16 protein-coding genes are annotated in these 13,744 nt (G+C 47.5%); 7 read left to right on the top strand and 9 right to left on the bottom strand.

Features of this window, described 5'->3' with window-relative positions; genetic code table 11:
* Positions 1-256: 256 nt before the first annotated feature.
* From RYL88_RS07125 to kdsA, 8 genes are all read right to left on the bottom strand, one after another.
* Entirely contained in the window at positions 257-511 is a 255-nt protein-coding gene (locus tag RYL88_RS07125) for a helix-hairpin-helix domain-containing protein (RefSeq protein WP_314990130.1), read from the bottom strand.
* 489 nt (positions 512-1,000) lie between these two features.
* A complete protein-coding gene (gene pyrF, locus RYL88_RS07120) occupies positions 1,001-1,687 on the bottom strand; it encodes an orotidine-5'-phosphate decarboxylase (protein ID WP_314990129.1) in 687 nt (228 codons plus the stop codon).
* Positions 1,684-2,079 (bottom strand): transcription antitermination factor NusB, encoded by a 396-nt coding sequence (gene nusB / locus RYL88_RS07115; RefSeq protein WP_314990127.1) that lies wholly within the window; start codon positions 2,077-2,079, stop codon positions 1,684-1,686. The genes pyrF and nusB overlap by 4 nt, the downstream gene beginning before the upstream one ends.
* Position 2,080: 1 nt before the next feature.
* Positions 2,081-2,551 carry a 6,7-dimethyl-8-ribityllumazine synthase gene (ribH, locus tag RYL88_RS07110; protein ID WP_103576413.1) on the bottom strand — a complete coding sequence of 157 codons (471 nt, stop codon included), beginning with the start codon at positions 2,549-2,551 and terminating at the stop codon, positions 2,081-2,083.
* A 17-nt stretch (positions 2,552-2,568) separates the two neighbouring features.
* Complete coding sequence (locus RYL88_RS07105) at positions 2,569-3,687, bottom strand: cation diffusion facilitator family transporter (RefSeq protein WP_314990124.1); 1,119 nt, start codon at positions 3,685-3,687, stop codon at positions 2,569-2,571.
* A 9-nt stretch (positions 3,688-3,696) separates the two neighbouring features.
* A complete protein-coding gene (locus RYL88_RS07100) occupies positions 3,697-4,020 on the bottom strand; it encodes an SMR family transporter (protein ID WP_314990122.1) in 324 nt (107 codons plus the stop codon).
* Positions 4,017-4,346, bottom strand: coding sequence for a multidrug efflux SMR transporter (locus RYL88_RS07095; protein WP_107690770.1), 330 nt, complete (start codon positions 4,344-4,346; stop codon positions 4,017-4,019). The genes RYL88_RS07100 and RYL88_RS07095 overlap by 4 nt, the downstream gene beginning before the upstream one ends.
* On the bottom strand, positions 4,336-5,142 hold the full coding sequence (kdsA, locus tag RYL88_RS07090) for a 3-deoxy-8-phosphooctulonate synthase (RefSeq protein ID WP_314990118.1): 807 nt from the start codon (positions 5,140-5,142) through the stop codon (positions 4,336-4,338). Before kdsA ends, RYL88_RS07095 begins: the two co-directional genes overlap by 11 nt.
* An 88-nt stretch (positions 5,143-5,230) precedes the next feature.
* On the opposite strand from kdsA, the gene RYL88_RS07085 reads away from it, so the two are divergent.
* The gene (locus tag RYL88_RS07085) at positions 5,231-6,409 is read left to right on the top strand and encodes an Opr family porin (RefSeq protein WP_314990116.1); all 1,179 of its coding nucleotides are present in this window, start codon (positions 5,231-5,233) and stop codon (positions 6,407-6,409) included.
* 182 nt (positions 6,410-6,591) lie between these two features.
* Here the strand turns inward: RYL88_RS07085 and RYL88_RS07080 are convergent, their stop codons facing one another.
* Positions 6,592-7,482: a DMT family transporter gene (locus RYL88_RS07080; RefSeq protein ID WP_314990114.1), complete on the bottom strand. Its 891-nt coding sequence runs from the start codon at positions 7,480-7,482 to the stop codon at positions 6,592-6,594.
* Positions 7,483-7,631: 149 nt separating this feature from the next.
* Here RYL88_RS07080 and der point away from each other — a divergent pair, with 149 nt between their 5' ends.
* The 6 genes from der to RYL88_RS07050 all read left to right on the top strand — a co-directional run.
* Positions 7,632-9,035, top strand: a complete 1,404-nt coding sequence (gene der, locus RYL88_RS07075; RefSeq protein WP_314990113.1) for a ribosome biogenesis GTPase Der — start codon at positions 7,632-7,634, stop codon at positions 9,033-9,035.
* Complete coding sequence (locus tag RYL88_RS07070; RefSeq protein ID WP_314990112.1) at positions 9,028-9,543, top strand: shikimate kinase; 516 nt, start codon at positions 9,028-9,030, stop codon at positions 9,541-9,543. Before der ends, RYL88_RS07070 begins: the two co-directional genes overlap by 8 nt.
* Positions 9,544-10,027: 484 nt before the next feature.
* A complete protein-coding gene (gene trpS, locus RYL88_RS07065; RefSeq protein WP_314990110.1) occupies positions 10,028-10,993 on the top strand; it encodes a tryptophan--tRNA ligase in 966 nt (321 codons plus the stop codon).
* A gap of 16 nt (positions 10,994-11,009) precedes the next feature.
* Positions 11,010-11,450 carry a copper resistance protein CopD gene (locus RYL88_RS07060; protein ID WP_314990109.1) on the top strand — a complete coding sequence of 147 codons (441 nt, stop codon included), beginning with the start codon at positions 11,010-11,012 and terminating at the stop codon, positions 11,448-11,450.
* A 9-nt stretch (positions 11,451-11,459) separates the two neighbouring features.
* Positions 11,460-12,704 carry a serine--tRNA ligase gene (gene serS, locus RYL88_RS07055; RefSeq protein ID WP_314990108.1) on the top strand — a complete coding sequence of 415 codons (1,245 nt, stop codon included), beginning with the start codon at positions 11,460-11,462 and terminating at the stop codon, positions 12,702-12,704.
* Positions 12,704-13,744: tetratricopeptide repeat protein (locus RYL88_RS07050; RefSeq protein ID WP_314990107.1), on the top strand; the 1,041-nt coding region annotated here is incomplete at its 3' end. The genes serS and RYL88_RS07050, both read left to right, overlap by 1 nt.

Below are 13,744 nucleotides of genomic sequence, written 5' to 3'. Positions count from 1 at the left end.
GCTGCACCCTTAGCAGGGGTGTGGTTTCGGCCACTCACCCATCTGTCCACAAAAAAGAAACCGCATTATAATTAAATACCGCTGATATCTTGCTTAAATTTGCATTTTCGAGCCTGTCGCTCTCCCGCAGCAAAACAGCCGCGTAAAATAGCCGATGAATTTACGAGGTTCAACGGCGGCGCATTAAGCTAAATTTCACAAAGACAGGCTTGCTTATTCAAATTTAAACCGCTTATCGCATGTCAAATTTGCAAATTTAATCCTTCCAAAGCCACCATTTTAGCTTGGCTTTGTCGGGACGGGGCGTGCTGGCGTAGTAGCAAATCATGCGGTAAACGTAGAGGATGCACCTGTCGCTGCCGCGCCCGAGAGCCTTTGTGCGCTCATACATCTCATCTGGATCCGCGCCCTTTAGCGAAGCGATATCGGTGTAGCCGAGTGCGAGGAGATCTATCTCGGTCGCCTCGCCGACATATGGGATTTTCTTAAAATCACTCGCGCCTTTACTCAAATTTTACTCCAATCTTTATTTAAATTTCGCCGGGCTCACCATTTGGATAAAATTTTAAAGCCCCTTGAGAGTGCGGAATTCTAAAGTCTTACTCGTGTGAGGCAAATTTTAAAATTTTATCCACGCGGTGCGAAAATTTTTAAAATTTTACCTCGCCGCCGGGCCGCCACCCTTATGTGCGCCGCTTTTTAGTATTAAGATATCTGCTGCCGCGCTGGTTATCGGAAATTTTATCCGCCAGCTAGCAGGGAGCTTGGGCACGGCAGAACTTAAACGTTTTAAATCCCCAGCGGAGTAAATTTACGCTTCCGCCTTGCGCCAAATGCAAAAATCTGACGCGTTTGTTTCAAACTCCAACGGATTTTACAAAAAGATGATGACGGCGCTTCGACATCCTCCGAGCCGCCTTTGTGCGCGTTTTGATTAAAATTTATCATGCGAAAAGCAGACCAAAACCATTTGAGACTAAATTTTACGCAAGCTTTGATGCTAAATTTGACCCAAAATCCGCTCGCAAATTTCGCGCGGATCGGCGCTTTGATAGATCGGGCGACCGACCACGATAAAATCGGCTCCCGCTTCGCGCGCGACGCCCAGATCCGCTACTCGCTTTTGATCTGCCGCACTCTCGCCAAACGGCCGTACGCCAGGGCAGAGCGTGATAAAATTTGCACTCGTAGCGTCCTTTATCAGGCGGCTCTCAAACGCCGAACAAACCATGCCGTCAAGCCCCGCTTCATAGCTCATCACGCTAAATTTGCGCACGGCGTCGCTTAAATTTTGCTCGTAAACCGCTCTAAACTCGGCCTCGTCAAAGCTCGTTAGCGCAGAGACCGCAAGCACCAATGGACGCGAACCGAGCTTGTCCAGTCGCTCCATCACCGTAGCCATCGCGCGTTTGCCGCTGCTTGCGTGCACGTTTATCATATCTACGCCGATTTTAGCGATCTCCTCGGCGGCGTCGGCCATCGTGTTTGGGATGTCGTAGAGCTTTAGATCGAGGAAAATTTTAAAATTTCCGAGCTTTTTTAGCTCCTCTATAAATCCCGCCCCGTCGCGCAAATAAGCCCGTAGCCCGACTTTGAGCCAAATTTTATCCGAAAAGTCCGCAAGCCGCTCCGCCAGCTGCAAGCACTCCTGCTTCGAGCCCAGATCAAGCGCGACGCAGAGCTTCACAGGTCGGCCTTTAGCGCGTCTAGCACGCCGTTTATAAATTTCGGCGCCGAGTCTCCGCCCAGCTCTTTGCCAAGCTCGATACCCTCGTTTATGATGACGGCCTTATCGGTCGGGGTAAATTTCATCTCGTACGCCCCCAGTCGCAGCACGGCGCGCTCGATGCTGCCGATCTCGTTTATCTTCCACTCTTTTAGGCGCGCGTTTAGTAGCGCGTCAAGCTCCTCTGCATGCTCCAAAATGCCGTGAAAAAGCGACAGCGCAAGGCTTCTTTGATCATTTCTTATCTTTTTTTCTTCTAAAAACTCCTCGACGAACTCTTCGCCGCAGCTACCCATTTCGCGCGCATATAGTAGCGAAACGACGGCTTGTCTAACCTGATGACGAGTCGCCATTTTACGCCTCCAAATTTTTATATAAGCTTAGCATCTCGATCACGCCCGTCATCGCTTCAAAGCCCTTGTTTCCGGCCTTTGAGCCAGCTCGCTCGATGGCTTGCTCGATGCTATCGACCGTTAGCACGCCAAACGTCACCGGCTTGCCGTACTTTAGCGTGACGTTTGCGATGCCCTTGGTGGTCTCGGCGCTAACGTAGTCAAAGTGAGGCGTAGAGCCGCGGATCACCGCTCCCACGCAGCAAACGGCGTCAAATTTACCGCTAGCTAGCGCCTTTTCAAGCGCCATCGGTATCTCAAACGCGCCCGGCACCAAAATGAGGCTCAAATTCGCCTCGTCGCCGCCGTGACGCAAAAACGCATCCCTCGCGCCCTCGACCAACCTATCGGTGATGATGTGGTTAAATCTCGCGCCCACTATAGCGATCTTCTCGCCGCCTTTTAGAGCCAAATTTCCTTCGATTATTTTCATGTCTGCTCCTTAAATTTCTATCCGTTGTAGTCCGTGTCACGCGTGATGATGACCTTGTAGCTAGGATATGCGCTGCTTACTTGCGATAAAATTTCGCGGTAGAGCGCCGAGCTATCTGGCGCGTTAAAGTCTATGACGATATCAAACGTGATCGTATTTGTCTCTTTATTTATGTAAAATCCATGCATTTGCTTGATAAATTTATGTCCAAAAACTATCTTTTCGACATTTAGCCTTGTTGCGTTGTTCTCTTTATCAAATGCATAGATGCCAATGGTATCTAAAACAATGTTAAATTTCGCAAAAATTTCATTTTGTATGCGTCTAGTAAGCGCGTCTATCTGCGCAGCGTTCATGTCGTGCGCCACCTCTATATGCACGCTGCCTAGCTTCTTGTCTGGGCCGTAGTCGTTAAAGATAAGGTCATAAGCCCCAAGCACGCCGTCAAACGAGCCTATGCACTCATAAATTTGCGAGCTCTCGCTGTTAGGCATCCTTTCGCCTAAAATTTTATCTATCGCGTCACGTAAAATTTCAAGTGCCGCCTTGATAAGAAGTAGCGATATGATCACGCCAAGATATGCTTCAAGGCTAACGCCAAAAAACACAAAGACCAAAGCCGCCAAAAGCGTACCAAGCGAGATGAGAGCGTCAAATTTTGCGTCCACTCCGCTTGCTATGAGCGAGTCGGAATTTACCCTTTGTCCGACTCTTTGCGTGTAAAGCCCAAGCGCAAATTTGACCACAATCAAAACGGCGATCAAAATAAGCGAGATAGTGTCGTAGTTTGGGGTGCTTGGCGAGATGATCTTTTTGGCCGACTCGACCACGGACGTGCCGCCTGTATAAAGTATGATCACGCCTATAACGATAGCCGTTAGATACTCCACTCTGCCGTAGCCAAATGGATGCTCTTTGTCAGGGCTTTTCCCGGCTATTTTTATGCCGACGATGGTAATGACCGACGAGAGAGCGTCGCTTAGGTTATTTACCGCATCTAAAATGATAGCGATCGAGCCACTAGCAAAGCCCACTACCGCCTTTATAGCCGCTAAAATAGCATTTGTCACTATGCCTATGAGGCCTGTTTTTACGATGGATTTATCTCGCGACGTGACCTGCTCTACTACCTCCAAATTTGCCCCTTAGATTATTTTTAACATTACCGCGCTTAGCGTTATTAGCGATAGATAAAACGCCTTTTGCGCGCTCATTTTTTCGCCGTTAAAAATCACTCCGACGCCCACGGCTCCGACCGCTCCGATACCCGTCCAAATCGCGTACGCCACCGACATCGCCATCGCCTGCATCGCGTAGCTCAAAAGCCAGAGCGAAAGGGCGAAATTTGCGACCAAAATCAAAAAATTCGCCGCCTTTTTCACGCCGACGCTTTTTTGAAATTTGGTTAGAAAAAACACACCCAAAACCTCGCAGCACCCGGCCGCCAAAAGAGCTAAAACGTGCGTCAAGATTTTAGCCTTTTTAACCCAAGCACGCCCGCGATCAGCGTCGCTATAAAAAATAGCCGCAAAGGATCTGGCGTCTGGCCGCTCGCGCGAAATTCGCTAACGCTTTCGGCGACCACGATAAAAAATGCTCCAAATCCCACAAATACGGTATATGCAACGCTAACGGGCAAGTATTTCATAGCCTTCATAAACGATACGAAGCTAACGCAGACTAACGCGGCAGTAAGCGCGAATCCTACGGCGTTTTGGGCGTGCTTTAGCCCATACGCCCAGCCGCACTCGGCGACTGCACCGCCTAGCACCCACAAAAATCCCTTAGTTTGCATCGCCTAGGGCGTCTTTTATCTTAAAAATTTGAGCGATATTTGCGTTTAGCTCGTCTAAATTTAGCATATTCGGCCCGTCGCAAAGCGCCTCGCAAGGATTTACGTGCGTCTCGTAAAAAAATCCATCCACGCCCGCAGCAGCCGCAGCTCGCGCCAGATATGGCACGAATCTCGCGTCCCCGCCGCTTTTCTCGCCCAGAGCGCTTGGCATCTGCACGCTGTGAGTAGCATCGAAAATCACGGGCGCAAATTCCCTCATCAGCACCAAATTTCGCATATCTACGACTAAATTTCCGTAGCCAAAGGTACTTCCACGCTCCGTTAGCCACACGCCGTTTTGCTTGGCAATCTCGTATCCATCGCCGCTAATGCCCCTTGTTTCTAGTACTTTTTTAACAGAGTGTTTCATCGCGGAGGCGGCTAAAAACTGCCCTTTTTTGATATTTACGACCGCTTTTGTCTTAGCCGCAGCCACGAGCAGATCAGTCTGGCGGCACAAAAACGCCGGGATTTGCAGCACGTCGGCTACTTCGCCTACGGGTGCGGCCTGGTAGCTCTCGTGGATATCGGTTAAAATTTTAAAACCGAATTCCTTTTTTACCTTGGCTAAAATTTCGCACCCTTTTTCAAGTCCGGGCCCGCGAAATGAGCTTATGCTCGTGCGATTTGCCTTGTCAAAGCTTGATTTGAAATAAAAATCTATCCGCTTATCTTCGTTAAATTTCACTAGCCTTTTTGCCACATCAAAAACGAGCTGCTCGCTCTCGATGACGCAAGGCCCTGCTATTAGTATCATCGTCTCTCCTTTTTGCGAAGATTATAGCCCATTGTTGCTAAATTTTAAGAATTACTCTTGTAAAATCGACGTTTTTTTAAGGGTCATAATGAAAAAAATAGCAAAATTCGTAGCCTTCGCGGCTTTAAATTTTACGGCTTTAAATTTGCATGCTTCTCCGCTGGAAACGCTCTTGCAGGGCTCTAAATTTAGCGGAGAAATAGGCGCTTACAGCGAAACTAGGCGGGTAATTAGCGGGACTAAAACGACGTATTTTAACGATACTTCGTGGCTGGTGGGCTCAGCGGCGCTAAATTACGAACTTAGCTTCCTAGACGCGCTAAAACTTGGCATCGGCGGGCGCGGTAGCGTACCGATCTATGAAGGCGACAGAAACTACCGCACGCTGCACGGCAAGGGCGATAGCACGGAGCGAATTTACGAGGGCGACAGGGCGCTTTTATCGCAGCTGTTTTTGGGCTACGACGACGGCGTAAATACCCTAAAAATCGGGCGATTTGAAATGATAAACGACTGGTCGAGCAAGATCCAAGACGGCGTGCGGGTAACAAGCGAAGCAGCGCCTAATTTACTCCTTGACGCAAGCTATTCTAAAAGGCGCGGAAGGGCTTATTTAAAGGAAATGTGGGGCTTTACGAAGCTAAACGAGGGTCGAGGGATTTTTAACGCGGGAGCCACGTATAAACAAGGCGGCGCATCGGTTAAAATTTACGCGCTTTACGCAAGCGAGCTATTTAGCGCGCTAGGCGGCAAAATATCTTACGAAAGCGGCGGCTTTCAAAGCGGCGCGGGCGAGATGAAGCTAGGCTGGATGCTACACTACGCAAGAAGCGACGAGAGAAAACAAAGCGGCGACGGAAGTTTGGCGGAGGCTAAAATTTACGGCGTTTTAGAGGGCACCAAGCTTACCTTGGCTTACGTAAAATCGGGCAAAAGCGTAGGCTGGGGGAGTATGAATTTAGCCGGCGATCAAATCGTATTTTTCGAAGAAGGCGACGTGATATACGAGCGCGACGCAAGGACGTATTACGCGGCGTTTGATACGAAGATAAAAAAGCTAAATTTAGGAATGCTTTTAGGCACTACAAAGTATAGGTTAAAGCGTGCAGACGATAAAACCTACCGCCAAAACGAGCTAACGGCGAGACTAGGCTACGAGATTGCTAAAAATTTAAGGGCGTTTGCGACGTTTGATCGGACGTTTAAAGCGCAGCCTAGATACCCTGCGATGATGCAAATAAGCGCGGGCCTAGTTTATAGCTTTTAGCAAGCTTGCGGCGCGCAGGCGGCATTGTTTGATTAAATTTAGCAAGCTTTAAGCTTGCTAAGCGCGCGCCGTTTTGCTAATCAAATCCGCCTTTTATGCCTGCGCCAAAACTACGCGGTAAGAGATTTTGTTTATTTTGGCTTTAAATTTCATGCGCTACTAAGACGCTTTGCGGGCTAAATTTATCTTTCTTTGACTACTATTATCCCGCTAAAAATAACCAAAAATATCCCGAAAAACGCTGCCGCGTTAGGCAACGCATCGCCCATAGCGGTACCGATGGCGATAGTGAAAATAACGTCGGCGTAACCGACCGTAGCTATGACGCCCGCTTTTTTACCAGCCGCGTAGGCCTTCGTCATAAACACCTGAAAATAAAGTCCCGCAACGCCCATCAGCAAGATAAACACCCACTCTATGCCGCTTGGCGCGACGAATTTAGAAAACAAAAAATCAAAGTCCGCAAAGCTAACAAACTCCGCCGCGCCCATAAAAATAAGCGGCAAAACCGAGCCGAAAAACATAAAGGAAAGCACGATCGTGCGCGTGTCGTAACTCTTTTTTAGCTCCTTTACGCTCGTATACGCCATAGCCGCTCCAAGACCACTCCAGATGCCCAGTAGATCGGTTTTGCTGATGCCTAAACTCGGCTGCACTATAAAAAGTATGCCGCCAAAGCCTAAAAAAACCGCAAACCAGCCGCGAGAGCCGAGTTTTTCGCCGAAAAATATCGTAGCCAAAACCGCCGTAAATATCGGACTGGTTTTTGAAAAAGTAAACGCCGCGCCTAAATTTATATGAGCGATATTATAAAAAAACGCAAATAGCGCAAGCGTACCGACTACGCCGCGAAATACGAGCAGCCATGGATGTCCGCCTTTTTGATGAAGCGGTTTTTTGTAGATGGCGTAGCAGATGATGAGCAGGCCTATAAAATTTCTAAAAAATACGATCTCGATTGAAGGCAGATACGCGCCTAAAGCCTTTGCAAACGCTCCGGTAACCGAGAAAAACAGGCAAGCTACCAGCATATAATAAACGCCTAAATGGCGCATCAAAAATCTATGAATCATAAATTTAACTTCTCTTTTTTAAAAAATCGGCTTTTATTGTAGTGCAAAACGGCTTAAATTTATAAACAATGTAAGCAAAAAATTTGTATAATCGGGATTTTAAGCGGCGAAGTCAGCCGCAAATTTAACGGGATTTTTAAGGGAAAATTTTGCAAAAGATAATTTTAGTCGGCAAGCCAAATGTCGGCAAAAGCTCGCTCTTTAACCGCCTAGCCGGCAGACGTATAGCTATCACCAGCGACGTTAGCGGTACGACGCGAGATACGAACAAAACGATTATAGAAATTTATGGCAAAAGCTGCGTTTTGATCGACAGCGGCGGGCTAGACGATAGCAGCGAACTCTTTAAAAACGTCAAGGCAAAAACCCTAGCCGAAGCTAAAAGCTCGGACGCCATAATCTTTATGGTTGACGGCAAAATGATGCCTAGCGACGAGGATAAAGCCCTATACTACGCGCTTTTAAAGCTAAATTTACCGACCGCGCTTGTAATCAACAAAATAGATAGCAAAAAAGACGAGCTGCGAAGCTACGAGTTTGCAAATTTCGGCGCAAAAACGAGCTTTGCTATTTCGGTCAGCCACAACGCGGGTATCGACGAGCTAGCGGACTGGATCTATAAACAGCTAAAAGACGAGATCAGACCCGACATGGGCGAAGATCTGGACGAGTTTTTAGAAAATTTCGGCGACGACGGCGAGGTAGTCAGGGAAATTTCAGCCCGCGAGGATTATGAACGCAAAAATATCCAAGTAGGCATCATCGGACGCGTAAACGTCGGCAAAAGCTCGCTTCTAAACGCGCTAGTAAAAGAATCTCGCGCGGTCGTGAGCGACATAGCCGGCACGACGATAGATCCGGTAAATGAGACTTTCGTCTATGAGGATAGGATTTTTGAGTTCGTTGATACAGCGGGCATCAGAAAGCGCGGCAAGATAGAAGGCATCGAAAGATACGCGCTAAACCGCACCCAGTCCGCGCTCGAGCTCGCCGACATCGCGCTTTTGGTGCTTGATAGCTCCGAACCGCTAACCGAGCTTGACGAGCGTATCGCGGGTCTAGCGGCTAAATTTGAGCTCGGCGTCATAATCGTGCTAAACAAATGGGACAAAAGCGAGGAAGATTTTGATAAATTTAGCCGAGAGATCAGGGATAAATTCAAATTTCTCGCCTACGCGCCGATCATCAGCGTTTCGGCTCTGGGCGGCAAAAGGGTGCATAAAATTTACCCGCTGATCTTAGAAGTTTATAAAAACTACACGCAAAAAATCCAAACCGCAAGGCTAAACGAAGCTATCGAAGAGGCGGTAAAAGCGCATCCTATACCGCGCGAAAAGGGCAAAAGCGTGAAAATTTACTACGCGGTGCAGTTTGGTTTCGCGCCGCCAAAGATCGCGCTCGTGATGAACCGTCCGCGCGCCCTGCACTTTAGCTACAAACGCTACCTAACGAACAAACTGCGCGAGAAATTCGAGCTATCCGGCACTCCAATCGTACTGATCCCGAAAAATCGCAGCGGCGGGGACGAGGAAAACGAGGGAAAAAGTGAGTAAAAATTTAGTTTTCATCGGCTTTATGGGCGTGGGCAAAGGCACGGTAGCAAGGCATATCGCAAAAAAAACGGGCAAGCTGTTTTTAGACACCGACGAGCTGATCGAAAGCGAGCAAAATTTAAAAGTCCGAGAAATTTTCGAGGCTAAGGGCGAGGGGTATTTTAGAAAATGCGAGGCAAAACTCGCTAAAAAGCTGGCCAAAAACGTAAAATCCTCGGTGATCGCGGCTGGCGGCGGCTTTGCAAAGGTTAAAGGCCTTAAAAAAATCGGCAAAATCATCTATCTAAAATCAAGTTTTGAGGCGATTTTAAAGCGAATAGATGAAAGCGGCGAAGCGCAGATGCACTACGCCAAACGCCCGCTTTTAAAAGATTTAAACGCGGCTAAAAAGCTTTTTAGCGAGAGAAAAAAGATGTATAAAAGAGTCGCCGATCTCATAATCGACGTCGAAGGCAAAGGGCTAGAGCAAGTCGCGAAAGAGATTTTAGAAAAAATAAAAAAGGATTAAGTAAAATTTGGGTTGAAATTTGAGCGTAAATTTTAAAATTTGCGGCTTTAAATTTCTATTTTTAAATTTGAGCGGTTTAAATTTAATGCGAAAGCGTTTAACCGTATCGGTGTGAAAATTCGGCGCGGTTCGTATCGCTGAAATTTGAGCGGTAAACGTCAAATTTTAAGTGAGCTAAAATTTGAGTTCAAATTTGACGAATTGCAAAATTTAGCGCAAAAAAGACAGATAAAAATTTTTAAATTTGCAGATTGTAAAATTTAATAAGCGGCAATATTGTCAAATGGCCGTGCAAATTTTATAAAAAACAAAAATAAGGCGCGATATTTTTTCGCTAGACGCGGCAGATTTTGCTTTGCGAATGAGGCGCACTTGTCGTGCGTCGCAGTGAAGCGAAGCAAAATCTAACTTCTGCTTGCAGCTACGGGGCGAAGCAGAGTAGAAAGTAAAGCGGAAAAAGATAAGCCGCAAAAAAGGATAAAATTTGAGAGTACTAACGGGTTTGCAACCAAGCGGAAAGCTACACCTAGGCAACTACTTCGCCTCGATCAAACAAATGGTTGAAGCGCAGGGGCAAAACGAGATGTTTATGTTTATCGCAAACTACCACGCCATGACCTCGGTCGCCGACGCGGGGAAGCTAAAACAAAACACCTATGAGGCGGCAAGCGCGTTTTTATCGCTGGGTATCGATCCGCAAAAGAGCGTATTTTGGGTGCAAAGCGACGTCAAAGAGGTTTTAGAGCTCTACTGGATACTGAGCCAATACACGCCTATGGGCCTGCTCGAGCGCGCACACAGCTACAAGGATAAGGTCGCAAAGGGCCTAACCTCGCATCACGGGCTTTTTAGCTATCCGGTTTTGATGGCGGCCGATATCCTACTATACGGTGCGCAGGTCGTACCCGTGGGTAAGGATCAAATCCAGCACGTCGAGATCGCGCGCGACATCGCGATCAAATTTAACAACGAGCACGGCAATATCTTCGTCTTGCCGGAATACAAAGTCGATGAAAACGTCGCTACCGTGCCAGGCACAGACGGCGCGAAAATGAGCAAAAGCTACGGAAACACGATAGATATTTTTGCCGGCGCAAAAGAGCTAAAAAAGCAAATTTCAAGCATCGTGACGACCTCGGAGCCGCTTGAAGCGCCTAAGCAGTGGCAAAACTGCAACGTCTACAATATCGCTAAATTATTCCTGGACGAGGACGGACAAAAAGCACTGCAAGCGCGGTATGAGCGAGGTGGCGAAGGACACGGGCACTTCAAGATATACCTAAACGAGCTGGTTTGGGACTATTTTGCGGACGCGAGGGGCAAATTTGATTATTATCTAAATCACGCTGGCGAAGTGGGTGAAATTTTAAACGAAGGCGCGAAAAAAGCACGAGCCGTCGCAGCGCCGATAATGGAAAAAATACGCGCCGTAACAGGCATATACAAATAAATTTTAAAGGAAAAAAATGCAAGCAATCTACCCTTACGCGCAGCTTATTCACCTAATCTGCGCTATCATTTTCGTCGGATTTTTATTTTTCGACGTGATTATTTTTTCAAGAGCTAAAGCCAAACTGCCCGCAGAAATAGCGCAAAAAGCGCAACAAGCCATCTCAAGCGTCGCGATAAAAATCATGCCGCTTTGCGTGCTGCTTTTAGTGCTAACGGGCGGCATGATGATGAGTAGCTGGGTCGGCTCGAAAGCAGGCGGATATTTTGGGTCGAATTTACAAATCGTCTTTATGATAAAGGTTATCTTGGCGCTGCTGATATTTGCGGCCGTAGCGACCAATCTCACATGTAAATTTATACTAAAACGTCCTAGTCCGCTAGGCAATATCCACCCGTTTGCGTTTACGGCGGCGGCGATCATCGTGATATTTGCTAAAGTTATGTTTATGGTGTAAAGGATAAAAATGATAAATCTAAAACTACTCGACACTCGCTACGACGAGTTCGTAAAAAAATTGCAAGGAAAAAACGTAAAGCCCGAGGTTTTAAACGAGCTTTTGACGACGTTTAACGAGCTAAAAGCCAAACGCCAAGCGCTAGAAAATTTCCAAGCGATCCAAAACGCTAAGAGTAAGGAGCTAGGCATAAGGGCTAGAAACGGCGAGAATACCGACGAGCTAAAAAACGAGCTAAATTTAAACAAAACGGCGATGGGCGATGCTGCCGATATCGTGCGCGCATACGAGGAAAAACTAGAAAATATCGCAAGCTGCGTGCCTAATATCACCGACGACGACGTGCCGTTTGGCGCCGACGAGGATGGCAACGTCTGCGTAAAAACGGTGCTGGAACCGACAAAATTTGGCTTCGCGCCCAAAGAGCACTACGAGCTTGGCGAGAGTTTAGGCTGGCTTGATTTTGAGCGCGGAGTTAAGCTTTCGGGCTCGCGCTTTTGCGTGCTAAAGGGTATGGGAGCAAGGCTTAGCAGAGCGCTGGTTAACTACATGATAGACTTTAACAACGCGCGCGGCTTCGAGCTGGTTAACGTGCCGTTTTTGGTTAGCTCAAATACGCTTTACGGCACCGGACAACTGCCTAAATTTGAAGAAGATCTTTACAAAGTGCGCGACGAGGATTTGTACCTGATACCCACTAGCGAGGTGCCGGTGACGAATCTTTACAACGACGAAATTTTGCCCGTAGAGAGCTTGCCGATAAAGATGACTTGTTACTCGGCGTGCTTCCGCAAAGAAGCGGGCTCCGCCGGACGCGACACGCGCGGCATGATACGCCAACATCAGTTTGAAAAGGTCGAGCTCGTAGCTATCACGACTCCCGAGCAAAGCGCGCAGATGCTAGACGAGATGGTAGCGTGCGCCAGCGACTTGCTAACTAGCCTTGGGCTGCCGCACCGCCACATGCTGCTTTGCAGCGGCGATCTGGGCTTTAGCGCGGCAAAGACGATAGACCTCGAGGTCTGGCTGCCTGGACAAAACAAATACCGCGAGATAAGCTCGGTATCAAATACCCGCGATTTCCAAGCGCGCAGAGCTAAAATCCGCTACAAAGACGGCAAGAAAAACGCTCTGGTAAACACCCTAAACGGCTCGAGCCTAGCCGTAGGCAGAACGCTAATAGCGATAATGGAAAACTACCAAAAAGCAGACGGCAGCATCGAAATCCCCGAAGTTCTTAAAAGGTATATGTAGTGGCGCAAAACGACGACGAAAACGTAGTAATCCTTGAAGATATAGACGAAGAGCAAAGCCCCGAGACAAGCTCCTTAGACGAACCGGATAATAGCCAAGAAGAAGGCTTAGTCTCGCTTGACGAGCTAGAACCCGTCGTCCAAGAAGAGCCGCCGCAAGAGGCGCAAGAAGAGACTAAAAAAAGCAAGAAAAAGCTTTTTATCATCGTCGGGGCGGTAGGCGCGCTCGTCACCATCATAGCCGTAGTTTTGTTTTTCGTTTTTAGGGGCGAAAAAAAGCCGCCCATAGACGAAAAACAGATCGTAAAAGATATCGAGGAGCGCTACGAGTCGCAAAAATTCGGCAGTTCAAAGATCGACGACATGATCGCTAAGGCAAATTTGCTCTACGAAAAGGGCAATAAATTTGAAGCGCTGAAAATCTACGAAAACATCGCCGTCTACAACCAAAGCCTATCAAACTACAATCTTGGCGTCTCGCAGATGAGGCAAGGTAAATTCGAAGACGCGCTAGAAAGCTTTAAAAAAGCGATCGCAAACGACGAAAACGTTGCCGTTAGCGCCATAAACGCCGCGGTTAGCTCGCTAGAACTAAAAAACGAGCAAAATTTTAACTATTATATAAATCTCGCTAATTCGTTTTTGTATAAGGAGGCAGACTCTCCGCTATACAACTACTACTACGCGCTAATAAACTACTATAAAGGCCAGTACGTCGAGGCTCTAGCGGCTCTCTCGCACGCCGAAAACGGCTACTATAAAGACCGCTACGACTACCTCTCGGCTAAAATTTTAAGCTTTATCGGCGACGATGCCGAAGCGATAAAAAAACTAGAAGCGCAAAAGGAATTTGACGCAGACCTGGCGCTTGGCATGCTTTACGCAAGACTAGGGCAGTATGAAAAGGCCAGAAATAAGCTAAATTTAGCGCTGAACAAGGGCGGCGACTCAAATAAAATAAACTCGATGATAGCCATCATAAACCTAAAAGACGGTAAATTTGAGGCCGCGACAAACGAAATAAAGGCCGTATTTCACGAG

Origin of the sequence: uncultured Campylobacter sp. (assembly GCF_963517995.1) — a bacterium.
Classification (GTDB): domain Bacteria; phylum Campylobacterota; class Campylobacteria; order Campylobacterales; family Campylobacteraceae; genus Campylobacter_A.
Note: the sequence above shows the minus strand (reverse complement) of the source record. Positions and strands in the feature narration are given on the sequence as shown.

What these genes read in the sequence shown, in the direction of transcription:
- serS (WP_314990108.1), top strand. Translation starts at nt 11,460, where the DNA reads ATGATAAATCTAAAACTACTCGACACTCGCTACGACGAGTTCGTAAAA.
- RYL88_RS07085 (WP_314990116.1), top strand. Translation starts at nt 5,231, where the DNA reads ATGAAAAAAATAGCAAAATTCGTAGCCTTCGCGGCTTTAAATTTTACG.
- RYL88_RS07060 (WP_314990109.1), top strand. Translation starts at nt 11,010, where the DNA reads ATGCAAGCAATCTACCCTTACGCGCAGCTTATTCACCTAATCTGCGCT.
- ribH (WP_103576413.1), bottom strand. Translation starts at nt 2,551, where the DNA reads ATGAAAATAATCGAAGGAAATTTGGCTCTAAAAGGCGGCGAGAAGATC.
- RYL88_RS07095 (WP_107690770.1), bottom strand. Translation starts at nt 4,346, where the DNA reads ATGCAAACTAAGGGATTTTTGTGGGTGCTAGGCGGTGCAGTCGCCGAG.
- RYL88_RS07080 (WP_314990114.1), bottom strand. Translation starts at nt 7,482, where the DNA reads ATGATTCATAGATTTTTGATGCGCCATTTAGGCGTTTATTATATGCTG.
- nusB (WP_314990127.1), bottom strand. Translation starts at nt 2,079, where the DNA reads ATGGCGACTCGTCATCAGGTTAGACAAGCCGTCGTTTCGCTACTATAT.
- kdsA (WP_314990118.1), bottom strand. Translation starts at nt 5,142, where the DNA reads ATGATACTAATAGCAGGGCCTTGCGTCATCGAGAGCGAGCAGCTCGTT.